Source organism: Lysobacter sp. BMK333-48F3 (genome assembly GCF_019733395.1).
In the GTDB taxonomy this organism is placed as follows: Bacteria; Pseudomonadota; Gammaproteobacteria; order Xanthomonadales; family Xanthomonadaceae; genus Lysobacter.
The window spans coordinates 2,483,543-2,508,961 of sequence record NZ_JAIHOO010000001.1 but is presented as its reverse complement, the minus strand read 5'-3'; the positions used below and the strand labels follow the sequence as shown (position 1 = coordinate 2,508,961).

Below are 25,419 nucleotides of genomic sequence, written 5' to 3'. Positions count from 1 at the left end.
GCAAGCAGCGAAGAGGCGCGCGGAACCGCCCGCGCACCCTCGATTCGATGCGCAAAGGCCGCCTCCGGGCGGCCTTTTTGCTGGTTCGCGCTCAGCGCAGCTCTTCGGCCAGCCCGATCAGCAACCCTTCGGGGCCGCGGATGTAGCAGAGCCGATAGGTGTCCTGGTACTGGACGACTTCGCCGACCAGTTGCGCGTCGCGCGCCTGCAGCCGGGCGAGCGTCTCGTCGATGCCGTCCACGGCGAACATCACCCGCAGATAGCCCAGGGCGTTGACCGGGGCATTGCGGTGATCGGCGACGACCGCCGGCGCGAGGAAGCGCGAGAGCTCGAGCCGGCTGTGGCCGTCCGGGGTGCGCATCATCGCGATCTCGACCCGCTGGTCGGCCAGCCCGGTGACGCGCCCGGCCCACTCGCCTTCGATCATGGCCCGCCCTTCGAGTTCGAGGCCGAGTTCGCGGAAGAAATCGATCGCCGCGGTCAGGTCCTCGACGACGATGCCCACGTTGTCCATCCGCTTCAACGCCATGTCCGATCTCCGGGTCGAGCCTGGGGGCACTACGGACGCCTGCGGTGCGCCTACACCATAGAGGATGCCGGACGCACGCGCGAGGCGGGCGCGTGGTTTCGTCGGTCGCAGGGGTTGGCCGCTTCGCGGCGGCGGGCCGGTTCGTCGGGCCTCGGTCGCGGCTCACGCCGCTCCTACAGGGGCCACGGGCCGCTCTTCCGATTCCCGATTCCCGATTCCCAAAAAAACTACGGCCCCGAAAGGGGCCGTAGTTTTTGAAGCAACCGCTTGGATCAGAAGCGCTGGGTGTACTTCATGTACACGAAGCGACCGATGTCGAAGCTGCCGTTGTAGACGAAGCTGCTGTTCGGCTGGCTGTACATGGTCTGACCCTGGTGGTCGAACACGTTGTTGGCGCCCAGGGCCACCGTGGCGTTCCACGGGGTGTTGTAACGGACCTGGACGTCGTGGAACGTGTTGGCGCCCACTTCGCGCACCGGCTGCTGACCGCGGTAAGCCGAGGTGTAGTTCGGGTTGCCGCACTCCGGACCGCCGGTGGTGTCGTACGCGCAGTCTTCCTTCAGACCCGAGTAGTAACGCACGTTCCAGGTCGCACCGAAGTCGCCGTACTGCCAGTCGGTGTTGAAGTTCGAGCGGACGCGGAAGTTGGCCGTGCCGTCGATGGCCCAGCTGGTCTTCTGCTCGACCGGGGTGGTCGATTCGTTGTCGCGCTTGTACTCCAGGTAATCGACGTAGCTGGTCTTCCAGTTGAACGTGAAGTTACCGAAGCGGGTGTCGGTCAGGCGGTAGGCGACGCCGAGGTCGTAACCGGCCGTTTCCTGGTAGCCGCCGTTGATCAGGGTACGGGTCACGTCGACCACCTGACCCGCCGAGTTACGCTCGAAGCGGCTGCACGCCGACTGGATGCCCAGCACGTAGCAGTTGTTGAGCAGCGAGGTCACGGTTTCGGCCGCGATCACGTCTTCGATCTTGATCTTCCACCAGTCCAGGCTGATGTCCAGACCGCCGACGAAGCTCGGGCTGTAGACGAAACCGACGGTGGTCGACTTCGAGGTTTCCGGCTTCAGCAGGGCGTTGGAGCCCGAGGAGAAGGCCGAGTTCGACTGCGCGTTCGGACCGGTCGCCGGACCGCCCGAAGCGGCCTGACGGAAGTTAGCCGGGACCACGGCCGCGCAACGGGCGGCAACCTGCGGGTTGCGCACCGCCGAACCGAACGAGGTGTCGCACGGGTCGGTGTAGTTGTCGAAGGTCTCGCTGGTGCCGCCGTACAGGTCGGCCACGGTCGGGGCGCGGAAGCCCGTCGCGTAGGTGCCGCGGATCAGCAGGTCGTCGATCGGCTTCCACTTCAGGCTGAACTTGCCGTTGGTGGTGTCGCCGAAGGTGTCGTAGTCCGAGTAACGGCCGGCGACGTTGAACGACAGTTCCTTGGCGAAGGCGACGTCGGCCAGCACCGGCACGCTGAGTTCGGCGTAGAACTCGTCGAGCTTGTAGCCGCCTTCGGTCATCGCACCGGCCAGGTCGGAGCTCAGGCCCGACTGCAGCAGCGCGTCCGGCTCGTAACGGGCCGATTCCTTGCGGTGTTCGTAACCCACCGCCAGGCCGAGGTCGCCGGCCGGCAGCGCGGCGAGCACGCCGCTCAGGTTCAGGCTGTAGACCTGGGTTTCGGTTTCCGAACGGTCGTGGGTCGGCAGGAACAGGTACTTCTGCAGTTCCGGGTTATTGGTCAGCGAGCCCGGGCCGACCTGGCCGTAGCCGAGCAGCGGGTTCCACGGCACGCACTTGTCGATCACGGCGCCGGGGGCGCCGCAGTGGGCCACGCCCGCGGCGTCGATGAACGACGGGCCGACGGCCTTGGCCACGTTCGGCAGGAACAGGTTGCCGGTGCCGGTCTTGCTGCCCTTGTTCTGGTTGTAGATGTAGCCCACATCCCAGTCCCACGGCTTGCCGGCCAGTTCGAACGAACCTTCCAGGCCCGCGCTGAAGCGGTAGGTGGTCAGCTCGGACTTGGTCTGACGCGGCATTTCCCAGGTACGGCGGATGTAGTCGACGTTCTCGCCCTTGTACGGGTTGAACGCGCTGTCGCCCGACAGCGACAGGTCGCCCTCGTAACGCGGGAAGCCGAACGAACGGAACGGATAGCCGGCGATCTGCTGGGTGGCTTCGCGGTCCGTGTACAGGACGTCGGCCTTGGCGCGCAGGTTGTCGGTGATGTCGAATTCGGCGTTGGCGAACACCGAACGACGCTCCAGACCCGTCTGCAGGTACATCTGCTCGTTGGTGTTGGTGGCGTCGGTCAGCGGGTTGTAGGCGCGGAAGTCGGCTTCGCTACCGGTGGTGGTGCGGCCCGGCAGCGCGGTCAGGTTGCCGCTGTCGCGGACCAGGATGCCGTTGCGCGAGATGTTGCTCCAGCCGTTGTCGCGGTACTCGCCGTTGGCGTCGAGGTCCGGAACCGGGTGGCCCTTGCCGTTCGGGTAACGGGTGAAGCTGCGATCCTTGGCCAGGACCGGATCTTCCTTGCTGTACTCGGCGCCGAGGGTGATCGAACCGCGCTCACCGGTCTGGCCGATGACGAAGTTGTAGATCTCCTTGTTGCCGTCGCCCTGGCCGTACTGGCCCAGGTAGGCGCTGGCTTCCAGACCGTCGAAACGCTTGCGGGTGATGATGTTGATCACGCCGGCGATGGCGTCCGAACCGTACAGGGCCGAGGCGCCGTCGGTCAGCACTTCGATGCGCTCGACGATTGAGCTCGGGATCGAAGCCAGGTCGGAGTAGCCGCCCGAGCTGATGCCCATGCGCTTGCCGTCGATCAGGACCAGGGTGCGCTCCGGACCGAGGTTGCGCAGGTCGACGTACTGGCCGCCGACTTCTTCGCCCGAGGACAGCGCGTTGGCGCGCGAGATCGCCGGCGAGCCCGAAGCGGTGATGTTCTGGACGATGTCGGCGACGCTGGTGAAGCCCTGCTTCTGGATGTCGGCGCGCGACATGGTGACCACCGGCTGCGCGGTTTCCAGGTTGGCCTGGCGAATGCGCGAACCGGTGACCTCAATGCGGTCGAGGGTGGTGGTGCTCTTGGAGGCATCGGCTTCCTGAGCGCCGGCAACCGCCGGGACCAGAGCCGACACTAACGCCGCGGCGATGGCGGTCGGCAGCATGCCGAACCGCGCCTCGTGGCGCAGACTGCGATGGTTCATCTATCTCTCTCCAGTAATCTCGTTATAGGCGTGTTAAAACGCCTCGCAAAAGTACGGCCCATGCGCCTGGACTGCTTTGCGGCTGACGTTGAGAGATTTTGCTGAGTGAGTCGTCGCGGACGCGCGCGCATGCGCATGAAAAATGCAAGCGCGAAGATGTAATCGCGTTGCGGTTTCGCGCATCGCATCGCATCCATCGCTGCGTTCATGCGCTGTTTTGCATCGCGCGGTTATCGCACGCGAATCGCGGCGCGAACGATGCGCGACAACGCTGCCTGACGCATGCGGCGCGCTGCGCGACGACGCGATCGCGGCGCGCGCGCCGATGGCGCAAGACGTTTCGACCCATCGCGCGACGCGCGCGGAAGAATTTCGGACGAACATCGGCCGCATTCGGCAAAGGCATCGACGCATCCGGCATCGCTACACCGGCTTCGTTCATGCATCGTTTGGCCGCCAGCGGCTATTCGCGCGCGTGCATATCTATGGCGCCGGCGCGGCGGGCGATGCGCGCAGGCGCGACCACGACGCTGCGGCGGAAGACGCCGACCGCGCCCGATCCGCCGGGCGCGGCCGAGCCCGCAGGCGCAGCGCGCATGCGGAGCCGGGAGCGGGAGGGCGGAACGGAAGGCGGTGCGCCGGCTTGCGCGGCGCCGAAGTTTCGCCGCGCGCGGCGCGGTCGAAACTTCGGCGGGCTATGGCGTCACTCGGACGGCTTCAGACGGTCTGCGACTTGGGGGAGTCGTGTTGCTGGCGTTGCGGTAATGCGTGCTGGCGTAGAACGAACGACTGAAACGGTACGACGGGCGTCAGGCCGCGAGCTTGCGCACCATCGCCACCACCGGCGCGGGCTTGGGCTTGGCCGCTTCCTGCTTGGCGTTGGCCGCGGCGCTGCGGTAGCGGGTCGCCGAGGTGCCGAAGCGGGCGCGGAAGGCGCGGGCGAAGCTGCAACAGTTGTCGAAACCGCTGGCGGCCGCGACTTCGCCGATCATCATCGAGGTGTTCTCGAGCAGATCGGCCGCGTGCTCCAGACGCATCCGCGCCGAGGCGGCCTGCGGGCTCTCCTCGTACAGGCTGTGGAAGGTCTTGGAGAAGTACCAGCTGGAGAAGCTGGTCAGCTCGGCCAGTTCGCTGATCCGCACCACCCGGTCGCAGTTGCCTTCCAGGTACAGGCGGGCGCGCTGCAGACGGCCGAACACCTGGCGCTTGCGGCTGCGCGAGCGGCCCGGGCAACGCTGGATGCGCGCGGTCAGATCGCGCTGGACGCCGGCCAGGTGGAGCAGGATCGGGCGCAGGGCGTTCAGGTCGAAACCGGTATCGGCTTCGCCGTTGCGGGCATGGGCCTGGCGCCACAGGCGCAGGGCGATGCGGGCGTCGTGCACGCTCATCCGGCCGCGGCCGGAGTACAGGGTGCAGTCGGCCAGACGGGCCATGGCCTTGATCGCCTCGCCGGTCAGGTTCAGGCCGATGCAGACGCCGTAGCGGTCGGCCTGCAGCACCGGCTTGGAGTCGCGCTCGAACGCGATCCAGTCGCCGCGCTTCAGCCGGAACTTACCTTCCTTGGCTTCGACCCAGGAGCTGCCGCGCAGCTGGACCCAGATCGAGAAATGAGCCCCGGCCAGCTGGGCGCTGCCGAGACGCGAGACGCCGACGCAACTGGCCTGGGCGGCGGGATCCTGCGCGTCCAGCTGCAACAGCTGTCCGCGATCCGCCCACAATGCTTGCTCCATTGGTCCACCTCATTTGCGGGGAATGAGGTTTTTATTTGCCTGAGCAAGGACCGCGGCGCCGGAAATTTGACGGAGAGTTAGGCGAATTCGGAACGAGGTCACAACCGAAGCTTTTCCGAAAGCTTATTTTTCTTTGTTATCAATCAGTTGAGCCAGCCCGGAACGAAGGTCTTCGGTTCTTCGGGCAGGTCCATGTAACCGATATCAGCGCCATCCCACTTGGCCAGGGCCAGATAGACGGTGTCGCCGCGCGGGCTCAGGCTGAATCCATTGATCGCCGAACGCCGGCTTTGGTCCAGGCACAGCACCGACGGCGCGGCGCTGGGATCGGCCACCCGGCGCAGCAGGGACAGGCAGGTCGGCTGCTGGTCGAGGTAGCGCAGCTCGCCGGTCGCGCCGGCCACATCCCACAGCCGGTAGCGGTCGGCGACCGGTTCGTTGGCGTCGATGCGTCGCACGCTGGCCGGAGACAGCTGCAGATCGGACTGCCACAGGCCGGCCTCGGTCTGGCGGGTGAACAGCAGCCGCGACTGGGCCCGGTCCAGCCGGACCTGGGACACGTCGGACAGGGCGGCGATCGGGCGCCAGGGCGAACGGCGACGGTCGAACAGCTGGGCCTGCAGGCGGCCGTCGCTGCCGCCGGCCACGACCAGCAGGCGATCCGGGTCCGGCACCTGCACCACCTGCAAGGGTTCGGCCACCGGCGCCGGCAGGCGGGTCACCTTGCCGCTGGTCGGAACGATTTCGTACAGGGCATTGCGGCCTTCGGCATCGGTACCGACCGCGGTCAGGCGCTGGCTGTCGGACGACCACGAGGGCGCGTAGCGGATGTTCGGCAGCACCCCTTGCAGCATGCGCAGCGAATCGGGCTGGTCGAGATCGGCCCACCACAGGTGGGTGCTGCCGGAGCGGTCGGAGGCGAACACGATCTGGCGCCCGTCCGGGGCCACGGTCGGCAGGATGTCGCGCGCCGACGAGGGGAACAGCGGATCGACCACGTGCACCGCGCCCTTGCTGGTGTCGCCGAGCACGACCCGGAACAGACCGAAGTAAGGCTTGCGCTGGACGAAGGCCGCCGCCGGCCGCGCCGCCGCCACCGCCGGCGCCTGGGCCGATTCGATGCCGAGGTCGCGGGCCTGGCCGCCGTCGAGATCGAGGCGGAACATGCGCGTATCGCCGTCGATCATGCGTCCGAACAGCAGACCGCGGCTGTCCGGCAGCCAGTCCCAGCCGCGCACGTCGGCGCCGAGCTTGCTCAGCCGCTCGGGCGTGCCGCCCTCGGCCGGCAGGCGCCAGAAATCGCCTTGCGGGTTGTTGCGCACGAACACCAGCCAGCGCCCGTCCGGGGAGAAGCGCGGCCACAGGTCCAGATTGCCCACGCCCGGCTCGTACGGCACCGCGCGCCACTCGCCGCTGGCCAGGTCGAGCACGCGCATGCCGACCGTGCCTTGCGGGGTCCACATGCTGCCGAAGATCAGGCCGCGGCCGTCCGGGGTCCAGTCGTAGGTCGGCGGGCTGCGCGAATCGCAGTCGCCCAGTTCGCGTTCGGCGCCGCCGTTGGCGGCGACCATCAGGATCCGGCACGACACCCCCGGCTCGACCCGCAGGAAGGCGATCGAGCGGCCGTCCGGCGACCAGGCCGGGGCGCTGTCTTCGGCCAGGCCGCTGGGCTGGGTCAGCTGGCGCGGCGGGGTCTGGTCGGTGGTCTGGACCAGGATCGCGGTGCCGCGCTGGCCCTCGGGAACGGCGACATAGGCGACCATCGCCGCATCGGGCGACAGGGTCGGGGCCAGTTCGAAGCCCGGCATCGAGGTGATCAACCGGTAGGCGCGCGCGGTATTGGCCGCGACCCGCGCCGGGTCGGCGGTCGGCAGCGCCGCCTGCAGGTTGGGCTGGCGCGCCAGCGACCACCAGACCAGGCCGGCGACCAGGCCGAGCACCGCGCCGATCACGCCCAGGATCGAGCGCCAGTTGCCGCGCGGGCGCGTGCTGCCCGGCAGCGGCGGAATCGGGTCCAGCCGCTCGGCCGCGGGCCGGCCGGCGTAGCCCGGCGCACCCGGCAGCGCCGTCGCGGCGGCATGGGCCGGCGCCACCGCGGCTTCGATGTCGGCGTCCGCGGCCGGCGCAGGCGCGCCTTCGGCGCGCAGCCATTCCACCCGCGCCAGCAGGCGGTAGCCGTTCTTGGCGATGGTTTCGATGTAGCGCGGATTGCCGCGGTCTTCGTCGAAGGCCTTGCGCAGCTGGGTGATCGCCTGGGTCACCACGTCGTCGGTCGGCAGGGTGTCCGGCCAGACTTCGGCCATCAGCGCGTCGCGGCTGACCACCCGATCGGCATGCTCGACCAGCACCAGCAGCACGCCCATGGATTTGGGCGTGATCCGGCGCGGACGACGCGCCCCCGGTGCGCGGATCTCGCGCAAGGGGATGTCGACCAGGCAATCGCCGACCCGCAGGTGCTCTGCGGGCAAGGGCGGCATCGATGGCTCGTGAACTCGGGGCATGGATCCTGCTGATGGTGCGCACTCGCCCACCGCCAGTCATGTGCCTGAACGCATGGGCGGCCGAACGACAAACCGACATATCCGGCATGGCGCGGTGGCGCGATGGGAAAAGCGCACCACCAGCACACTATTCTAGCGCCCCGTGAGCCGGGACGGGTCGGTTTGGCTGGGCGAAAACGCCTGGCTGGTGTGAAGGCGCCGAAACGTATCGTTCCAAAAGACGCCGATAAGCGTGTGTTTTTCTGTAAAGAAACCCGCTGCGGGCTTAACGCGGGTCGTGGCGCAGGATGGTCAGGCCGATCAGGCGCGACACCACGGCGGCGATGTAACCGACCCCGGCGAACTGCTCGAACATGGTCAGCACCCGCGCCGCCGGGCTGATCGGCAGGATATCGCCCAGGCCCACCGCCGAGAGGTTGGTGAAGCTCAGGAACAGCAGCTCGAGCCAGGTCCGCGGCTCGCCCGGGCGCTCGGCGCCGACGAAGCTGCCCGGGTACCAGGCCTGGCAGACCAGGAAGGCGTAGGCGAAGCCCCAGGCCAACAGAGTGAAGGTCGCTCCGGCGGCGAACAACTCATCGGCGGTGACCCGGTGGTCGCTCATCATGTAGGCGATCAGCGCCCCGGCCGCGTAGAAATACAGCGCTGCCTCCAGCGCCGAGGACGCCACCAGCAGGAACGGGCTGGCGTACAGCACCGACAACACCGACAAGGCGAACGCCGGCACCGCGATCAGCCAGGCGATCCATTTGATCGCCGGGCTGCGGTTGACCACCCACACCGCCAGCGCCAGCACCAGCACCCCGAACGCGCCGAACACTACCCGCCCGCCGCCGGCCGGCTCGAACAGCGGATAGGCCAGCATGCTCAGCAGCTGCGCGGCGAGCAGGAACGCGGACGGATGCCGGCGCGCGATGGCGCGCCATTTGCGGGAGGCGTAGCTGGCCATGGAGCTGGGAGCGGGAGGGTAGCGGGCAGGAGTCGGCAGATAGTAGGGGCCAAAGCCCCGGCCGCGGCAAGCCTGCTGCGCATTGCCGTCTTCTGTGCGCCCGAGGACGCCTATCGCAGCGTCCTCGGACGCGACGATGCACCCGCCGCGACAGGGCAGAGGGGGCGAAGCGCGCTTAACCCCCTCCGTCCCTGCGCCTGTCAGGCGCGGCGATACACCTCCGCGCCCTGGGCGCGGAACTCGGCCGACTTCTCGGCCATGCCCTCGTCCAGCGCGGCCTGTTCGTCGACGCCGTGCTCCTTGGCGTAGTCGCGCACGTCCTGGGTGATCTTCATCGAGCAGAAGTGCGGGCCGCACATCGAGCAGAAGTGGGCGACCTTGTGCGCGTCCTTGGGCAGGGTCTCGTCGTGGTACTCGCGCGCCCGCTCCGGATCCAGGCCGAGGTTGAACTGGTCTTCCCAGCGGAACTCGAAGCGCGCCTTGCTCATCGCGTTGTCGCGCGCCTGCGCGCCCGGATGGCCCTTGGCCAGGTCGGCGGCGTGGGCGGCGATCTTGTACGCCATCAGGCCTTCGCGCACGTCGTGCTTGTTGGGTAGGCCCAGGTGTTCCTTGGGCGTGACGTAGCACAGCATCGCAGTGCCGTACCAACCGATCATCGCCGCGCCGATCGCCGAGGTGATGTGGTCGTAGCCCGGGGCGATGTCGGTGGTCAGCGGGCCGAGGGTGTAGAACGGCGCTTCGCCGCAGACCTCCAGCTGCTTGTCCATGTTTTCCTTGATCAACTGCATCGGCACGTGGCCGGGGCCTTCGATCATGGTCTGCACGTCGTGCTTCCAGGCGATCTGGGTCAGCTCGCCCAGGGTTTCCAGCTCGCCGAACTGGGCCGCGTCGTTGGCGTCGGCGATCGAGCCCGGGCGCAGGCCGTCGCCGAGCGAGAAGGCCACGTCGTAGGCCTTCATGATTTCGCAGATTTCCTCGAAGTGGGTGTAGAGGAAATTCTCCTTGTGGTGCGCCAGGCACCACTTGGCCAGGATCGAGCCGCCGCGCGAGACGATGCCGGTGACGCGCTTGGCGGTCAGCGGCACGTAGCGCAGCAGGACGCCGGCGTGGATGGTGAAGTAGTCCACGCCCTGCTCGGCCTGCTCGACCAGGGTGTCGCGGAAGATCTCCCAGTTGAGCTCTTCGGCGCGGCCGTCGACCTTTTCCAGCGCCTGGTAGATCGGCACCGTGCCGATCGGCACCGGCGAATTGCGGATGATCCACTCGCGGGTTTCGTGGATGTGCTTGCCGGTGGACAGGTCCATGACCGTGTCCGCGCCCCAGCGCATCGACCAGACCAGCTTCTCGACTTCCTCGGCGATGCCCGAGGACACCGCGGAGTTGCCGATGTTGGCGTTGACCTTGGTCAGGAAGTTGCGGCCGATGATCATCGGCTCGCTTTCCGGATGGTTGATGTTGTTGGGGATGATGGCGCGGCCGCGGGCGACTTCCTCGCGGACGAACTCGGGGGTGATGATCTTCTGGATGTTCGCGCCGAAGCTGTGGCCCGGGTGCTGGTTGAGCAGGTGCGACTCGCGGATCGACTCCAGGCGCTGGTTCTCGCGGATCGCGATGTATTCCATTTCCGGGGTGACGATGCCGCGGCGCGCGTAATGCATCTGGGTCACGTTGGCGCCGGCGATCGCGCGCCGCGGCAGCGGCCGATTGCCGAAGCGGACGTGGGCCAGCTTGGGGTCGTGCTCGCGCTTGCGGCCGAACTCCGAGGACAGGCCGGCGAGCTGCTCGGTGTCGCCGCGCTCGGCGATCCAGGCCGCGCGCAGCGGCGCCAGGCCGCGCGCGAGGTCGATGTCGGCGGCCGGATCGGTGTAGGCGCCCGAGGTGTCGTACACCGCCAGCGGCGCGTTGTCTTCGCCGCCGAAGATGGTCGGCGTGCGCGCCAGCGCGATCTCGCGCATCGGCACCTGCAGGTCCGCGCGCGAGCCTTGCACGTGGATCTTGCGCGAACCGGGGATCGGGCGAGTGACGTCGGCCGAGAGCTGCTCGGCTTGCTGGATCAGTTCGGAGGGCACCGCATTCATGGCTTTCGTCCTGAGATTCGCTCTTTCGAGCCGGGACGAAGCGGGCGCGCGCGGCCGCGCCCGCGGCGCGTCCGGCGAAGCTTCCCTACGGCGGTCTCAACCGCATCAGGTTCGAAGGGACTGTCTCAACCGTCGGCCCGAAGGCCGCGGTACCCCCGCTTCAGTGCGCATTAGACATGGAAACCGCAGCCGGCGCCAATCGGCGGGCAGGTCCAAGCCCGTTCAGGCTGCCCCGCCCAGAGGCGCGCGACGGCGGGCCGCGAGACCTGCCGCCCCGGGGCCGTCACCGCCCTGCCACGGCAATTGCCCGCAACCGGCGCTGCGGCTAGCGTGGCCGGATGCGCTCACTCTTCCCGCCCCGTTTCCGCTGCGCGCACCGTCGCGCCCCGATCCGCCGCCTGCTGCCGGCCCTCGCCGTGGCCCTGGGCCTGGGACTGGCCGCCTGCGCCGCGCCGGCGCCGCGCCCGGTCGGCGCCGATGCGGCCACGGCCGCCACGGCCGACCTGCTCGCGGCCCTGCGCCCGCTGTGCGGCCGCGCCTATGCCGGCCGGGTCGTGGCCGACACCCCGGCCAGCGCCGACGACCCGTTCGCCGGCAAGCGCCTGGTGATGCACGTGCGCGACTGCCGCGCCGACCAGATCCGCATTCCCTTCCAGGTCGGCGAGGACCGCTCGCGCACCTGGGTGATCGACGCGCTCGGCGACGGCCGCCTGCGGCTGAAACACGATCACCGCCACCGCGACGGCAGCGCCGATGCGCTGACCTGGTACGGCGGCGAATTGGGCCCGGGCGCAACCGCCGGGCGCTGGGAGTTTCCGGCCGACGCCGAGAGCCAGGCGCTGTTCCGCCGGCTCGGACGCGAGGCGTCGTTGGGCAATGTCTGGGCGCTCGAAGTCGAGCCTGGCCGCTTCGCCTACGAACTGGCCCGGCCCGGGCGCCTGTTCCGGGTCGAGTTCGACCTGAGCGCGCCGGTCGCGGCCCCGCCGCCGCCGTGGGGCGGCTGAGCGTCGACGACGCCCGGCCGGTGCTGCCGGCCGGACGCGTCGCGAAGCGCGCTCAGGGGTTGGTGAACCAGCCCGAGCAGTAACGCGTGCCGTTCTTGGTCAGATAGAAACGGCTGCAGTTGGTGTCGTAGCTGCTGCCGATCGCGGTGATCTGGAAGCCGGACAGGTAGACGCCGTTGAGGTGGTAGTGGCTGCCGTTCGACTTCAACGACCAGTGCTCGTGCGGGCCGGTCGAGGCGCCGCCGTTGCACAGCGCCTGGGCCTGGGTGTTGGCCGGGTTGGCGATGCGGGTATTGGCCGCGACGCTGGCGCCGGTGCCGTACTGGATGTTCATCAGGTGGTAGTAAGTGGTCGACCAGCCGCCGCTGTGCACGACCTCGGCGAAGCACGAGGAGTGGCGCTTGAACGAACCCGACGCGGACGAGGACACCCACACGCCGCTCTGGTTGCTGCCCCAGCCGCCGCCGAGCGACATGTCCAGCGACGACATCGGGTAATTGCCCGAACCGGTGTTGGTGTGCGCGCCGCCGACGTGCCAGCGCTGGCCGCGCGGGTACGGGAACTGCAGGAAGCCGTTCGGCGGGCCGGCCAGCGCGGCGACGTCGCCCTGCGCGGCGAAGCGCGCCGACGGCGCCTTGGCCTGGCGCGGCTCGTTGAACAGGCGGCCGTAGACCAGTTGGAACTGGCCGTCGCCGAGCAGCGCGGCATTGGCTTCGTTCTCGCCCGACTGCGCGTACAAGGCCTGCAGCGGATTGGCCCGCGCCAGCGGCACCGGTCCCTTCGCCGCCAGGTCGGCGTCTTCGCGCTCGTACAGCGCCTGGCGCAGCGCCAGCGCGACTTCGCGGGTCTGGCCGTTGAAATCGCCGGCCTTGGCCAGCTTGCCGAACGGGCGCCGCAGCGCGTCGCGGCTGGCCTGCTTGCGGCTGACCACGCCGCTCTGCTGCTCCATCAGGGCGATCAACACCTTCGGGCTGATCGCGCTGTAGCCGGCCCAGTGCGAGATGGTCTCGGCATACGGCCGCAGGTGCGGCGCTTGCTTGTCGAGATAGCGCTCGATGTCGAAATCGAACATCTCGTCGTAGGAATACACCAGGTCGCGGCTGTTCAAACCGCCCGCCTCGGCGCGCTCGGCCGCCGCCGCGCCGCCGCCGAACGCCGCCAGCACGCAACCGGCCAGCACCGCACAACCCACGTTGGAAACTCGCTTCATGTCGCCCTCTTCGCTGATGGATGCGGGCGACTGCGCGCATACCGAAGCGCACGGACATCGCTCGCTTCCGCCGCCCTGAAGAACGCGAGCGGCCCGACTCTGCCCGCTGCCGCGCGCCGGCGCCGGGCGATTGACGCGTCGCGTCTAGTCGCGAGTGCGATGGCTTCGACGCTTTGGCTATTCCAGTGCGCAGTCGGCGGCGAAACGCAGGAATACGCGAAACAGCCGAGATTCGGAGTGAGACGGCGGGCGATGCGAAGGCACATCTTTTCCTGCCCGCGCAGTGTGCCGTCGCAGGCGACGAAGGCATTTGCTGCAACGCAGGGCGAAATCGCGTCGCGCAACGTGTCGTCGCGGGCGGATTCCAGGTCGCGCAGCGAGCGCATAAGCCCCGCACGCGAGCGCTGGCCGCGCCTGCGCGGGCCACCCTCCGCGGCCCACGCAGCGGACGACCGTCCGCCGGAAACCTTCGCCGCCCCTCTTGACGCGCCGCACAACGGCGGGTTATTGCTAGCCCCATGCACCCCGCCATCGCCCTCGTACGCAGCGCCTCGACCCGGTCCGCCGGCTCGTCGTCGTGCGCGTCGATGTCGATTACCACCACCGGTACCGGTACCACCTCGCCAGGGGTGCGGACGGGCGTGTCCAGGTAAACCACCACGCCGCTCCGCACCCGACCAGGGTGCGGGCTGGCAGCCTGAACCCGGAACCGGACGCGGAGCTCCACCAGGAGCCTCCCCATGTCGTCCGCCCTCTCCCAAGCCGTACTCGAATCCCCCGCGCTCGATCGCGACGCCGATCCGTCCGCGCCGGATGCGTCCCTGCTCGATCCGTCCGACCCCGACGCCTGTCTAGCCGGGCCGATCGCCCGCCCCGCGCCGCTGCCGCAGCGCCACGCGCATAAATTCGGCGGCAGCAGCCTGGCCGATGCCGACCGCTACCGGGTCGCGGTCGGCCTGCTCGACGACGGCGCGCCGCAGCGGCTGGCGGTGGTCTCGGCGATGCAGGGCGTCACCGACGCCCTGGTCGCCCTGGTCGCGCAAGTCCGCGCCGGCCAGGACTGGGCGCCGGCATGGGCGGCGTTGCGCAAGCGCCACGTCGACACCGCCGACTCGCTGGACCCGCACCGCCGCCACGGCACCCGCGAGGCGGTCGAAGCCGAATGCGAAGGCCTGCGCCGCCGCCTGGAACAACTGGCCGCGCACGACGACGCGGCGCTGGCCGCGGCCCTGCCCGGGCTGGGCGAAGTGCTGTCCTCGCATCTGCTGCAGGCCGCGCTCGGCGGCGCGCCGGCGGGGTGGAGCCGACTGGACGCGCGCGAGGTGCTGGTGGTGCACCCGGGCGAAATGGGCGTCGGCGTGGACTGGACGGCCAGCCGCGAGCGCCTGGCGCAATGGCGCCGCGATCACGACGACCGCCAGGTGGTGATCACCGGCTTCGTCGCCCGCGACGCGCACGGGCGCGACACCACGCTCGGCCGCAACGGCAGCGATTTTTCCGCGGCGATCTTCGCCAACCTGTTCGACGCCGACGCGCTGACCATCTGGACCGATGTCGACGGCGTGCTCTCGGCCGATCCGCGCCTGGTGCCGGATGCGGTCTGCCTGCCGTCGATGTCCTACGCCGAAGCCTGCGAACTGGCCTACTTCGGCGCCAAGGTGCTGCACCCGCAGACCCTGGCGCCGGTGCAGCAGCGCGGCATTCCGCTGCGCATCCGCAACACCCGCAACCCGCAGGCGCCCGGTACCCTGATCAGCCTGCACAGCCAACCCGATGCGGTGCCGGTGAAAGGCCTGAGCCTGGTCCACGACCTGGCGGTGCTGGAGCTGGTCGGCAACGGCATGGTCGGCGTGCCCGGCACCGCCGAGCGCCTGTTCGGCGCGCTGCGCAGCGCCGGCGTGTCGGTGACCATGATTTCGCAGGGCTCGTCCGAACATTCGATCTGCTGCGCGGTGCGCGCCGACCAGGCCGAGCGCGGCCGCGAGGCGATCCTGGCCGCGTTCGCCGAGGCGCTGGCCGACGACCAGGCCCAGGAGGTCACGGTCACGCCCGACATCTGCGTGCTGGCCGCGGTCGGCGACGGCATGGTCGGCCTGCCCGGCGTCGCCGCGCAGTTGTTCGACGGCCTGGCCAAGGCGCGGGTGAATCTGCGCGCGATCGCCCAGGGCGCCGGCGAGCGCAATATCTCGGTGGCGATCGCCGCGCGCGACGCGACCCGCGCCCTGCGCGCCGCGCATTCGGCGTTCTGGCTGTCGCCGCATTGCATCTCGATCGGCCTGATCGGCCCGGGCAAGGTCGGCCGCGCCCTGCTCGCCCAGCTCGCCGCCGCGCAACCGCGCTTCCAGCGCAGTTCGCGCCTGGACCTGCGCCTGCGCGCGCTCGCCGACAGCCGGCGCATGCACCTGGCGCCGCGCGCGCTGGCGTTCGAGGACGGCGCCGCGGCGCTGGCCGACGCGCACGAAGCCTTGGACCTGGAGCGTTTCGCCGAGCACGTGCGCGCCGAACACATCCCGCATGCGCTGATCGTCGACTGCAGCGGCAGCGACGCGGTCGCCGCGTGCTACCCGCAGTGGATCGCCGCCGGCATCCACGTGGTCACGCCGAGCAAACACGCCGGTGCCGGCCCGCTGGAGCGCTACCAGGCGATCCGCGACGCCTCGCGCAACGGCGGCCAGTTCCGCTACGAGGCCACGGTCGGCGCCGGCCTGCCGGTGATCCAGACCCTGCGCTCGCTGCTCGACACCGGCGACGAACTGACCGAAGTCGAGGGCATCCTGTCCGGCACCCTGGCCTGGCTGTTCAACCGCTACGACGGCCGCACCGCATTCTCCGAACTGGTGCGCGAGGCGCATGCGCTGGGCTATACCGAGCCCGATCCGCGCGACGACCTGTCCGGCACCGACGTCGCGCGCAAACTGGTGATCCTGGCCCGCGAGGCCGGCCGCGCCCTGTCGCTGGAGCAGATCGAAGTCGAGAGCCTGGTGCCGGAAGCGTTGCGCTCGGTATCGAAGGAAGAGTTCTTCGAACGCCTGCACGAACTCGATGCGCCCTTGCAGCAACGCTTCGACACCGCCCGCGCCGCCGGCCTGAGCCTGCGCTACCTGGCCCGGCTCGGCCGCGACGGCCGCGCCAGCGTCGGCGTGGTTTCGCCGCCGCCCGGGCATGCGGCTTTGCACGGCGCGCTGACCGACAACCTGATCCAGTTCCGCACCTTGCGTTACGCGGATAATCCGCTGGTGGTGCAAGGGCCGGGCGCCGGCCCGGACGTCACCGCCGCCGGCGTGTTCGGCGACCTGCTGACGATCGCGCAAGCCTTGGGAGCCCGTGCATGAGCGCTGCTACGTCTTCATCCGCCGCCGACTCGTCCGCAGCCGCGGCGCGGCAGGCGCGGGCCTTCGCCCCGGCCAGCGTCGGCAACATCGGGGTCGGCTTCGACGTGCTCGGCCACTCCATCGCCGGCCCGCGCGATCTGGCCACGGTGCGGCGGATCGACGAGGCGACGGTGCGGATCCGGGCGATCCGCGGCGAAGTGCCGGGCGCGGACGCGCTGCCGCTGGAGGCGGCGCGCAACACCGCCGGCCAGGCGCTGATTTCGCTGCGCGAAAAGCTCGGCCTGGCCTACGGCTTCGAACTCGAACTCGACAAGGGCATTCCGCTGGGCTCCGGCCTCGGCGGTTCGGCCGCGTCCTGCGTCGCCGCCCTGGTCGCCGCCAACGCGCTGCTCGACCAGCCGCTGTCGCGCGAAGCGCTGTACGAATTCGCCCTCGACGGCGAGTCGGTGTCCAGCGGCAGCCGCCACGGCGACAACGTCGCGCCGATGCTGCTCGGCGGCGTGGTGATGGCGACCTCGACCCGGATGATCGCGCTGGAGGTGCCCTCGTTCCTGCATGCGGTGGTGGTGCATCCGGACCAGGTGCTGGAAACCCGGCGCGCGCGCGCCGCGCTCGCCGAGCCGTATCCGCTGGCGCAGGTGGTCAAGCAGAGCGAGCACCTGGCCCTGTTCCTGACCGGGCTGCAGCGCGGCGACGCCAGCCTGTTGCGCGAAGGCCTGGTGGACCTGCTGGTGGAACCGCGCCGCGCGCCGCTGATTCCCGGCTTCGCCCAGGTCAAGGCCGCCGCGCTGGCGCAGGGCGCGCTCGGCGCCAGCATTTCCGGCGCCGGCCCGAGTTGCTTCGCCTGGTTCGTCAACGAGGCCCAGGCGCAGGCCGCGGCGGCGGCGATGCGCGCGGCCTTCGCGGCGGCGGGATTCGATTCGCGCGCCTACGTCGGTCCGGTGGCGGGGCCGCGGGCGGAGGTGATCGGGTAGGCAGAGCAAAGCCCCCCTGCCCCCCTCAACAAAGGGGGAACAGCAAACGCAAAGGCAACCGCAAGAGCCTAGGCCCTCACCTATTCGATCTGCTTGTCTTCCCCCTTTAAAAAAGGGGGACCGAGGGGGATTTGCTCTCCCCGCAAGCACCCACGCCCCCATCACCGGACCCCGCATGAACTTCCTCAGCACCCGCGGCCGCACCGCCCCGACGCCGATCGACGCCGCGCTCGCCGCCGGCCTCGCCCCCGACGGCGGCCTCTACGTTCCCGAACGCATTCCCGCGCTGGATCAGCCGCTCGCCGCCGAGCGCCTGCCCGACACCGCGCACGCGCTGCTCGCGCCCTACTTCGAACAGTCCTCGCTGCGCGAACGGCTCGGCGAGATCTGCGCGCAGGCGTTCTCGTTCGACGCGCCGCTGCGCCCGCTCGCCGGCGCCGACGACTGGCTGCTCGAGCTGTTCCACGGCCCGACCGCCGCGTTCAAGGACTATGCCGCGCGTTTCCTCGCCGGCGCCCTGGCCGGCCTGCGCCGCGCCGACGACGCGCCGACCACGATCCTGGTTGCGACCTCGGGCGATACCGGCGCCGCGGTCGCCGCCGCCTTCCATCGCCGGCCCGGTTTCGAAGTGGCGATCCTGTATCCCGACGGCCGGGTCTCGCCGCGCCAGGCCCACGGCCTGGGCTGCTGGGGCGACAACGTGCGCGCGCTGCGCGTGGACGGCGATTTCGACGCCTGCCAGCGCCTGGCCAAGCAGGCCCTGGCCGACGAGGCCTTGCGCGCGCGTCTGCCGTTGAGCTCGGCCAACAGCATCAGCCTGGGCCGGCTGTTGCCGCAGGCCGCCTACTACGCCCATGCCGCCAGCCGGCATTACGCGCAGCGCGGCGAACCGCTCAACTTCATCGTCCCCACCGGCAATCTCGGCAACGCCTGCGCCGCCTTCGTCGCCCGCCGCATGGGCCTGCCGATCGGCGAGATCGCCCTGGCCACCAACGCCAACGACACCCTGCCGCGCTACTTCGCCGGCGCCGACTACGCCGCCCAGCCGACCCGCGCCACCCTGGCCAACGCGATGGACGTCGGCGCGCCGAGCAATTTCGAACGCCTGCGCCACTGGCATCGCGACGACGCCGAGCTGCGCGCGGCGGTGCGCGCGGTCGGCGTCGACGACGCCACCATCCGCGCCACCATCGCCGCAGCGCCGCAACGACACGGCGTGGTGCCCTGTCCGCACACCGCGACCGGCCTGCACCTGCTCGAGACCTTGCGCGCGCAGGGCGACGAGCGGCCGTGGGCGGTGGTCGCGACCGCCCATCCGGCCAAGTTCGACGGCATCGTCGAGCCGCTGGTCGGGCATGCGGTGGAACCGCCGCCGGCCCTGGCCGAGTCGCTGGCGCGGCCGGCCTCGGCCGAGCCGCTGGCGGCCGACTACGCCGCTTTGCGCGATCGCCTGCTGGCGACCGCCTGGGCCTGAGCGCCTCAGGTGAGCGCCTCAGGGACGGAGGGGGTTAAGCCTGTGGCTTAACCCCCTCCGTCCCTTTCGCGATGGCTGGGCCAATTCGGCACAAACGCGTGGCGCGGCTGAACGCACTGAACGCAAGCGATGCTGCGACGCATGGACGCAAGCGCCGGCTGATGCCGATCGTAATTTCGCTTCGAAGCACACTAATTCGGATGATCGATCGCACGTGTTCTACGGCTGTGACTGCTCGCACGCCCCGCGATGGTTTTCCAAGAAACTATTGACAAGCCGCAAACGGGCATGTTCTTCTCGTCCGCATGACGCAGCGCAACACTCGCACGCAGACGACTTCGCTCCAGGCCGCCAAGGCCTCGAACGACGCCGCGCGCGCCGCGCTCAAGCTCGCACCCGCGATCGCCACGATTATTCTCGTCCTCGTACTTATTACCTCGCTTACCAGCGCGGGAGTCGGGTTCGTGTAGCAAAACCACACAACCCAAGGTCGAAAGAACCTCGAACCCCGCGCCCCAAAGGCGCGGGGTTTTTCGTTTTACGGCCCTGGGTTCCTGCAGCACCGCACGCGGACGTGCGGATTCGCGCCACGGACGCGCAACACAGGAACCGTTGTACGTGAGAAGCAACGCCATCAAGCAAGGCCCGGCCCGAGCCCCGGCGCGCGCGATGCTGCGCGCCACCGGGCTGGACGACGCGGCCATCGCCAGACCGCTGGTCGCCGTGGTCCACACCTGGTCCGACGTGTCGCCGTGCAACATCACCCTGCGCGATCTGGCCCAGCACGTGCGCCGCGGCGTGCACGACGGCGGCGGCACGCCGATCGAGTTCAACACCATCGCCGTCACCGACGGCATCGCCATGGGCAGCGACGGCATGCGCGCCTCGCTGGCCTCGCGCGAAACCATCGCCGACTCGATCGAACTGGCGGTGTCCGGCCATTGCCTGGACGCGATGGTGCTGCTGGTCGGTTGCGACAAGACCATCCCGGCCGCGGCGATGGCCGCCGCGCGTCTGGATATCCCGACCGTGATCCTCTACGGCGGCACGATCATGCCGGGCCATTGCCCGTCCAAGCGCGGCACCGGCGAGGACAAGCCGCTGACCGTGCAGGACGTGTTCGAAGCGGTCGGCGCGCACTCGGCCGGGCGCATCGACGACGCCGAACTGCAGCGCATCGAAACCCACGCCTGCCCCGGCGCCGGCGCCTGCGGCGGCCAGTTCACCGCCAACACCATGGCCATGGTGCTGACCTTCCTCGGCCTGTCGCCGCTGGGCCTGAACGATATCCCGGCGATCCACGCCGACAAGCCCGAAGCCGCGCGCGCCTGCGGCGAAATGGTGATGCGACGCCTGCGCGACGGCGGGCCGGGACCGCGCGAACTGCTCTCTCCCCAGGCTCTGCGCAACGCCGCGCGCGCGGTCTCGGCCACCGCCGGCTCGACCAACGCCGCCCTGCATCTGCTGGCGATCGCCCACGAAGCCGGCGTCGCCTTCGACCTGGAAGAATTCGAAGCCGCCGCGCACACGCCGGTGATCGCCGACCTGAAACCGGGCGGCCGCTACACCGCCGCGGAGATGTTCGAATTCGGCGGCGCGGCACTGGTGGCGCGCGAGCTCAAGACGGCCGGCCTGATCGAGGACATTCCCACGGTCACCGGCCGTTCCTTTTTCCAGGAACTGGCCGATGCCGCGATGAGCGACGCCCAGGACGTGGTGCGTCCGGTCGCCGATCCGATCAAGCCGCGCGGCGGCTACTCGATCATCTACGGCAACCTGGCGCCGGACGGCTGCATCCTCAAGCTGGCCGGCCACGGCCGCGAGCATTTCGCCGGCCCGGCGCGGGTGTTCGACTCCGAAGAGGCCGCGTTCGCCGCGGTGCAGGCGCGGCAGATCCGCGCCGGCGACGTGGTGGTGATCCGCTTCGAAGGCCCGACCGGCGGCCCGGGCATGCGCGAGATGCTGGCGGTCACCGCGGCCCTGGTCGGTCAGGGACTGAGCAACGACGTCGCCCTGATCACCGACGGCCGCTTCAGCGGCGCGACCCACGGCTTCATGGTCGGCCACATCTCGCCCGAAGCCGCGCACGGCGGCCCGATCGCGCGCCTGCGCGAAGGCGACATCGTCGGCATCGACGTCAAGACCCGCACCCTCAACGTCGACGCCGACCTGGCTGCGCGCGAACCGGCGCGGATGGCGCCGCGCGTGACCACCGGCGTGCTGGCCAAGTACGCGCGCCTGGTCGGCTCGGCCTCGCGCGGCGCGGTCACCGCGCCCGGCCCGCTGCAGTCGCCGGCGCCCAGAAAGATCGACGCGGCGCTGATCGACAGCGCCGTTCCCGAACCCGCCTGACGCAACTCGTTCCTCTCCCCTCGCTCTTCTCCACTCACTCCTCCCGAGACCACCATGACCACCAGCACCGCCTCCCGCCCCAAGATCGCCATCGTCGGCTACGGCAGCCAGGGCCGCGCCCATGCGCTGAACCTGCGCGACTCCGGCTTCGACGTCACCGTAGGCCTGCGCCCGGGCGGCCCGACCGAGATCAAGGCCAAGGCCGACGGCTTCGCGGTCAAGTCGCCGGCCGAAGCCGTCGCCGGCGCCGAACTCGTCGCCGTGCTGACCCCGGACATGGTGCAGGCGCAGCTCTACCGCGAGGTGATCGAACCCAACATCGCCCAGGGCGCCTGCCTGCTGTTCGCGCACGGCTTCAACGTCCACTACGGCCAGATCGCGCCGCGCGCCGACCTGGACGTGGTCCTGGTCGCGCCCAAGGGCCCGGGCGCGCTGGTGCGCCGCGAGTACGAAATCGGCCGCGGCGTGCCCAGCGTCTACGCCGTGCACCAGGACAAGAGCGGCCGCGCCGAGGAGTTCGCCCTGACCTACTGCGCCGGCATCGGCGGCGCGCGCCAGAACGCGATCAAGACCACCTTCAAGGAAGAGACCGAGACCGATCTGTTCGGCGAGCAGGCGGTGCTGTGCGGCGGCGCGACCAAGCTGGTCCAGGCCGGCTGGGAAACCCTGGTCGAAGCCGGCTACCAGCCGGAAGTCGCCTACTACGAGTGCCTGCACGAACTGAAGCTGATCGTCGACCTGTTCTACGAAGGCGGCGTGACCCGCATGCACGAGTTCATCAGCGAGACCGCTCAGTACGGCGCGCTGACCCGCGGCCCTTACGTGGTCGACGACAACACCAAGGCGCAGATGCGCAAGGTCCTGACCGAGATCCAGGACGGCACCTTCGCCAAGCAGTGGATCGCCGAGTACGCCTCCGGCAACGCCAATTACAAAGCGCTCAAGCAGGGCGACCTGGAGCATCCGATCGAAGCGGTCGGCAAGAAGCTGCGCGCCAACATGAAGTGGCTGGACACCGCGCCCAAGGCGCAGCCCGCCGCTCCCGCCGCGACCCGCGGCGAACGACAGGAAGAGGCCGCCTGATGAACGGTGCCCGCTGGCTGGTGCAAGCACTGGCCGCAGAAGGCGTGGACACGCTGTTCGGTTATCCGGGCGGCACCATCATGCCTTTCTACGACGCCCTGCACGGGTCGGACCTCAAGCACGTCCTGGTCCGCCACGAGCAAGGCGCGGCTTTCGCGGCCAACGGCTATGCCCGTGCCAGCGGGCGAGTCGGCGTTTGCGTAGCCACCTCCGGTCCGGGCGCGTCCAACCTGGTCACCGGCATCGCCGACGCGATGCTGGACTCGGTGCCGATGGTCGCCATCACCGGCCAGGTCGCGACCACCCTGATGGGCACCGACGCGTTCCAGGAACTGGACGTGTTCGGCATGACCCTGCCGATCGTCAAGCACAGTTTCCTGGTGCGCAGCGTCGACGAGCTGCCGCGGATGGTCGCCGAGGCGTTCCGCCTGGCCCGTTCCGGCCGGCCCGGCCCGGTGCTGATCGATCTGCCCAAGGACGTGCAGAACGCCGACGCCTCGCATTTGGCCGCGCACGCGCCGCTGCCGGTCGATTCGACGCCGCACGCGCCGGACGCGGCCTATCACGAGGCCGCGGCGCTGATCGCGCATGCGCGCAAACCGCTGATCTACGGCGGCGGCGGCATCGCCCTGGCCGAAGCCACGGCCTCGTTCCGCGCCTTCGTCGAGGGCAGCCAGATTCCGGCGGTGCTGACCCTGAAAGGCCTGGGCGCGCTGCCGGCCGAGCACGCGCTGAACCTGGGCATGCTCGGCATGCACGGCAACCGCGCCGCCAATCTGTCGGTGCAGGAATGCGATCTGCTGATCGTGGTCGGCGCGCGCTTCGACGACCGCGCCACCGGCAAGCTGGCCGAGTTCGCGCCCAACGCGCGGGTCGTTCACATGGACCTGGACGCCTGCGAGATCGGCAAGCTGCGCTACGCCGACGCCGCGGTGCAGGGCGACCTGCGCCGCTCGCTGGACGCGCTGACCCCGCCGGTCACCGCTCAGCTGCAGGGCCGCAACGGCGGCGCCCGCCGCGCCTGGCGCGATACCTGCCTGCAGCGCAAGCGCGATTGCGCGCCGCGCTACGACGCGCCCGGCGAAACCGTGTACGCGCCGGCCCTGCTGCAGCGCCTGTCGCAACTGGCGCCCGACGCGGTGGTCGCCTGCGACGTCGGCCAGCACCAGATGTGGGTCGCCCAGCATTGGCGCTTCGACGATCCGCGCAAGCACCTGACCAGCGGCGGCCTGGGCGCGATGGGCTTCGGCGTGCCGGCGGCGATGGGCGCGCAACTGGAGAATCCTGACGCGCGGGTGATCTGCGTCAGCGGCGACGGCTCGTTCCTGATGAACGTGCAGGAGCTGGCGACCATCGCCCGCTACCGCCTGCCGGTGAAGATCGTGCTGCTCGACAACCAGGCCCTGGGCATGGTGCGGCAGTGGCAGGAGCTGTTCTTCGAACGCCGCTACTCCGAGATCGACCTGTCCGACAACCCGGACTTCTGCGCCCTGGCCGCCGCGTTCGGAGTCAAGGCGATGTATCTCGACCGCGCCGATTCGGTCGACGAAGCCCTGGCCTACATGTTGGAAACCCCGGGCCCGGTGCTGCTGCACGTCGCCATCGACCAGGCCGCCAACGTCTGGCCGCTGGTGCCGCCGAACCACAACAACGCACAGATGCTCGACCCCGAGGCCGGCGACGCCGACGCGATCGTCAGCCTGACCCCCGCCACTCCCAACGCGAAGGAGGATGCCCATGCGATACCAGCTTGATTTGACCCTGCGCCAGGCCGAAGGCGCGCTGGCTCGCGTACTGGGCGCCGCCGAACGCCGCGGCTTCCGTCCCCTGTCGGTGGACGGCGAAGCGCAACCCGACGGCGATCGCTGGCACCTGCGCATGACGGTGGAGGGCGAACGCGCCGACACCGCGCTGCAGACCCAGCTCGCCAAGCTCTACGACTGTCTTGCCGTTGAGGTTTCCCCATGCACCTGACCGCCGAAACCCTGGAACGTCCGGCCGCCGCCGAGAACCAAACGCCGGCGCAAGCCGCGGTGCGCGAGCGCGCGTATGCGCCGGCGCGCAGCGAGGCCACGACCGCTGAAATCGAGCCGTCGGCCGCGGCTCGTAGTTCTGAGTCCCGCGCTCGCAGCGAAGTCCCGACTTCCCAGCGAATGCCTCTCATTTGGTTCGACGGCCAGTTCATCCCCGGCGATGCGCCGGAAGCGCCGCTGACCACCCACGCCATGCACTACGGCACCGCGGTGTTCGAGGGCATCCGCAGCTACGCCACCGCCGACGGCGGCGCGGCGGTGTTCCGCCTGCCCGAGCACATGGAGCGCATGCGCAAGGGCGCCGACATGTTCGGCATCGACTTCGACGTCGAACGCGCCAGCCAGGCCACCCTGGCCACCCTGCGCGCCAACGGCCACCGCGACGCCTACATCCGCCCGCTGACCTGGATGGGCACCGGCAGCATCGGCCTGGACGTCGATCCGCTGACCCAGCACCTGATGATCGCGACCCTGCCTAAGCTGGTGCACCTGGGCGGCGCGGGCACCCGCCTGACCGTGTCGCCGTGGAAGCGCAACCCGGCCACCTCGCTGCCGGCGCTGAAGCTCAGCGGCGCCTACGTCAATTCGATCCTGGCCAAGCGCGAAGCCAAGCAGCGCGGCTTCGACGAGGCCTTGTTCACCGACGACAAGGGCTATGTGGTCGAGTGCACCGGCGCCAACGTGTTCATGGTCAAGAACGGCGTGGTCACCTCGGTCGATCACCGCGACGCCCTGCCCGGCATCACCCGCGACACCATGATCGAGCTGTCCGGCGCGCAATCGCGCGAAGTCACCCTGCACGAGCTGCTCGACGCCGACGAAGTCTTCGTCTGCGGCACCGCCGCCGAGGCGACCGCGATCTGCGTGCTGGACCGGCGCGAGTTCGGCGACAACCCGGTCACGCGCGAGCTGGCCGCCCTGTACGCACGCGTCGTGCGCGGCCAAGAGCCGCGCTACGCCGCCTGGCTGACCGCGGTCTGAG

17 protein-coding genes and 1 riboswitch are annotated in these 25,419 nt (G+C 69.8%); of the genes, 9 read left to right on the top strand and 8 right to left on the bottom strand.

Annotated elements, in window-relative coordinates:
* Nucleotides 1-91 precede the first annotated feature (91 nt).
* The 7 genes from K4L06_RS10660 to thiC all read right to left on the bottom strand — a co-directional run bounded on the left by K4L06_RS10660 (nucleotide 92) and on the right by thiC (nucleotide 10,975).
* The gene (locus K4L06_RS10660; RefSeq protein WP_221671366.1) at nucleotides 92-529 is read right to left on the bottom strand and encodes a VOC family protein; all 438 of its coding nucleotides are present in this window, start codon (nucleotides 527-529) and stop codon (nucleotides 92-94) included.
* Nucleotides 530-801: 272 nt separating this feature from the next.
* Nucleotides 802-3,720 (bottom strand): TonB-dependent receptor, encoded by a 2,919-nt coding sequence (locus tag K4L06_RS10655; protein WP_255595061.1) that lies wholly within the window; start codon nucleotides 3,718-3,720, stop codon nucleotides 802-804.
* A gap of 205 nt (nucleotides 3,721-3,925) precedes the next feature.
* Nucleotides 3,926-4,162 (bottom strand): hypothetical protein, encoded by a 237-nt coding sequence (locus tag K4L06_RS10650; protein ID WP_221671365.1) that lies wholly within the window; start codon nucleotides 4,160-4,162, stop codon nucleotides 3,926-3,928.
* A gap of 367 nt (nucleotides 4,163-4,529) precedes the next feature.
* A complete protein-coding gene (locus K4L06_RS10645; RefSeq protein ID WP_221671364.1) occupies nucleotides 4,530-5,450 on the bottom strand; it encodes a helix-turn-helix domain-containing protein in 921 nt (306 codons plus the stop codon).
* A 143-nt stretch (nucleotides 5,451-5,593) separates the two neighbouring features.
* The gene (locus K4L06_RS10640) at nucleotides 5,594-7,927 is read right to left on the bottom strand and encodes a winged helix-turn-helix domain-containing protein (RefSeq protein ID WP_221671363.1); all 2,334 of its coding nucleotides are present in this window, start codon (nucleotides 7,925-7,927) and stop codon (nucleotides 5,594-5,596) included.
* A gap of 289 nt (nucleotides 7,928-8,216) precedes the next feature.
* On the bottom strand, nucleotides 8,217-8,897 hold the full coding sequence (locus K4L06_RS10635; RefSeq protein WP_221671362.1) for an ion channel: 681 nt from the start codon (nucleotides 8,895-8,897) through the stop codon (nucleotides 8,217-8,219).
* Between the two features lie 200 nt (nucleotides 8,898-9,097).
* On the bottom strand, nucleotides 9,098-10,975 hold the full coding sequence (gene thiC / locus K4L06_RS10630; RefSeq protein WP_221671361.1) for a phosphomethylpyrimidine synthase ThiC: 1,878 nt from the start codon (nucleotides 10,973-10,975) through the stop codon (nucleotides 9,098-9,100).
* Between the two features lie 64 nt (nucleotides 10,976-11,039).
* Nucleotides 11,040-11,142: riboswitch (TPP riboswitch) on the bottom strand.
* 249 nt (nucleotides 11,143-11,391) lie between these two features.
* Between thiC and K4L06_RS10625 the strand changes: the two genes are divergently transcribed.
* Nucleotides 11,392-11,979 carry a hypothetical protein gene (locus tag K4L06_RS10625; protein ID WP_221673596.1) on the top strand — a complete coding sequence of 196 codons (588 nt, stop codon included), beginning with the start codon at nucleotides 11,392-11,394 and terminating at the stop codon, nucleotides 11,977-11,979.
* Nucleotides 11,980-12,031: 52 nt separating this feature from the next.
* Here K4L06_RS10625 and K4L06_RS10620 read toward each other — a convergent pair whose 3' ends face one another.
* Complete coding sequence (locus tag K4L06_RS10620; RefSeq protein WP_221671360.1) at nucleotides 12,032-13,189, bottom strand: M23 family metallopeptidase; 1,158 nt, start codon at nucleotides 13,187-13,189, stop codon at nucleotides 12,032-12,034.
* Between the two features lie 740 nt (nucleotides 13,190-13,929).
* Here K4L06_RS10620 and thrA point away from each other — a divergent pair.
* The 8 genes from thrA to K4L06_RS10580 all read left to right on the top strand — a co-directional run bounded on the left by thrA (nucleotide 13,930) and on the right by K4L06_RS10580 (nucleotide 25,418).
* On the top strand, nucleotides 13,930-16,521 hold the full coding sequence (thrA, locus tag K4L06_RS10615; protein ID WP_221671359.1) for a bifunctional aspartate kinase/homoserine dehydrogenase I: 2,592 nt from the start codon (nucleotides 13,930-13,932) through the stop codon (nucleotides 16,519-16,521).
* Complete coding sequence (locus K4L06_RS10610; protein WP_221671358.1) at nucleotides 16,518-17,495, top strand: homoserine kinase; 978 nt, start codon at nucleotides 16,518-16,520, stop codon at nucleotides 17,493-17,495. The genes thrA and K4L06_RS10610 overlap by 4 nt, the downstream gene beginning before the upstream one ends.
* A 175-nt stretch (nucleotides 17,496-17,670) precedes the next feature.
* Entirely contained in the window at nucleotides 17,671-18,969 is a 1,299-nt protein-coding gene (gene thrC / locus K4L06_RS10605; protein WP_221671357.1) for a threonine synthase, read from the top strand.
* Between the two features lie 618 nt (nucleotides 18,970-19,587).
* Nucleotides 19,588-21,321, top strand: a complete 1,734-nt coding sequence (locus K4L06_RS10600) for a dihydroxy-acid dehydratase (protein WP_221671356.1) — start codon at nucleotides 19,588-19,590, stop codon at nucleotides 21,319-21,321.
* A gap of 54 nt (nucleotides 21,322-21,375) precedes the next feature.
* Complete coding sequence (ilvC, locus tag K4L06_RS10595) at nucleotides 21,376-22,404, top strand: ketol-acid reductoisomerase (protein ID WP_221671355.1); 1,029 nt, start codon at nucleotides 21,376-21,378, stop codon at nucleotides 22,402-22,404.
* A complete protein-coding gene (ilvG, locus tag K4L06_RS10590) occupies nucleotides 22,404-24,158 on the top strand; it encodes an acetolactate synthase 2 catalytic subunit (protein ID WP_221671354.1) in 1,755 nt (584 codons plus the stop codon). The genes ilvC and ilvG overlap by 1 nt, the downstream gene beginning before the upstream one ends.
* Nucleotides 24,142-24,378 (top strand): ACT domain-containing protein, encoded by a 237-nt coding sequence (locus K4L06_RS10585; RefSeq protein WP_221671353.1) that lies wholly within the window; start codon nucleotides 24,142-24,144, stop codon nucleotides 24,376-24,378. The genes ilvG and K4L06_RS10585 overlap by 17 nt, the downstream gene beginning before the upstream one ends.
* A 179-nt stretch (nucleotides 24,379-24,557) precedes the next feature.
* On the top strand, nucleotides 24,558-25,418 hold the full coding sequence (locus tag K4L06_RS10580; RefSeq protein ID WP_221671352.1) for an aminotransferase class IV: 861 nt from the start codon (nucleotides 24,558-24,560) through the stop codon (nucleotides 25,416-25,418).
* The last annotated feature ends 1 nt before the right edge of the window (nucleotide 25,419 follow it).

Excerpts from the sequence above, each read along its gene's own strand:
- K4L06_RS10585 (WP_221671353.1), top strand. The coding sequence starts at position 24,142 with ATGCGATACCAGCTTGATTTGACCCTGCGCCAGGCCGAAGGCGCGCTG.
- K4L06_RS10610 (WP_221671358.1), top strand. The coding sequence starts at position 16,518 with ATGAGCGCTGCTACGTCTTCATCCGCCGCCGACTCGTCCGCAGCCGCG.
- thrA (WP_221671359.1), top strand. The coding sequence starts at position 13,930 with ATGTCGTCCGCCCTCTCCCAAGCCGTACTCGAATCCCCCGCGCTCGAT.
- thrC (WP_221671357.1), top strand. The coding sequence starts at position 17,671 with ATGAACTTCCTCAGCACCCGCGGCCGCACCGCCCCGACGCCGATCGAC.
- K4L06_RS10650 (WP_221671365.1), bottom strand. The coding sequence starts at position 4,162 with ATGAACGAAGCCGGTGTAGCGATGCCGGATGCGTCGATGCCTTTGCCG.
- K4L06_RS10620 (WP_221671360.1), bottom strand. The coding sequence starts at position 13,189 with ATGAAGCGAGTTTCCAACGTGGGTTGTGCGGTGCTGGCCGGTTGCGTG.
- ilvC (WP_221671355.1), top strand. The coding sequence starts at position 21,376 with ATGACCACCAGCACCGCCTCCCGCCCCAAGATCGCCATCGTCGGCTAC.
- K4L06_RS10640 (WP_221671363.1), bottom strand. The coding sequence starts at position 7,927 with ATGCCGCCCTTGCCCGCAGAGCACCTGCGGGTCGGCGATTGCCTGGTC.
- thiC (WP_221671361.1), bottom strand. The coding sequence starts at position 10,975 with ATGAATGCGGTGCCCTCCGAACTGATCCAGCAAGCCGAGCAGCTCTCG.
- K4L06_RS10635 (WP_221671362.1), bottom strand. The coding sequence starts at position 8,897 with ATGGCCAGCTACGCCTCCCGCAAATGGCGCGCCATCGCGCGCCGGCAT.
- K4L06_RS10645 (WP_221671364.1), bottom strand. The coding sequence starts at position 5,450 with ATGGAGCAAGCATTGTGGGCGGATCGCGGACAGCTGTTGCAGCTGGAC.
- ilvG (WP_221671354.1), top strand. The coding sequence starts at position 22,404 with ATGAACGGTGCCCGCTGGCTGGTGCAAGCACTGGCCGCAGAAGGCGTG.
- K4L06_RS10655 (WP_255595061.1), bottom strand. The coding sequence starts at position 3,720 with ATGAACCATCGCAGTCTGCGCCACGAGGCGCGGTTCGGCATGCTGCCG.
- K4L06_RS10660 (WP_221671366.1), bottom strand. The coding sequence starts at position 529 with ATGGCGTTGAAGCGGATGGACAACGTGGGCATCGTCGTCGAGGACCTG.
- K4L06_RS10580 (WP_221671352.1), top strand. The coding sequence starts at position 24,558 with ATGCCTCTCATTTGGTTCGACGGCCAGTTCATCCCCGGCGATGCGCCG.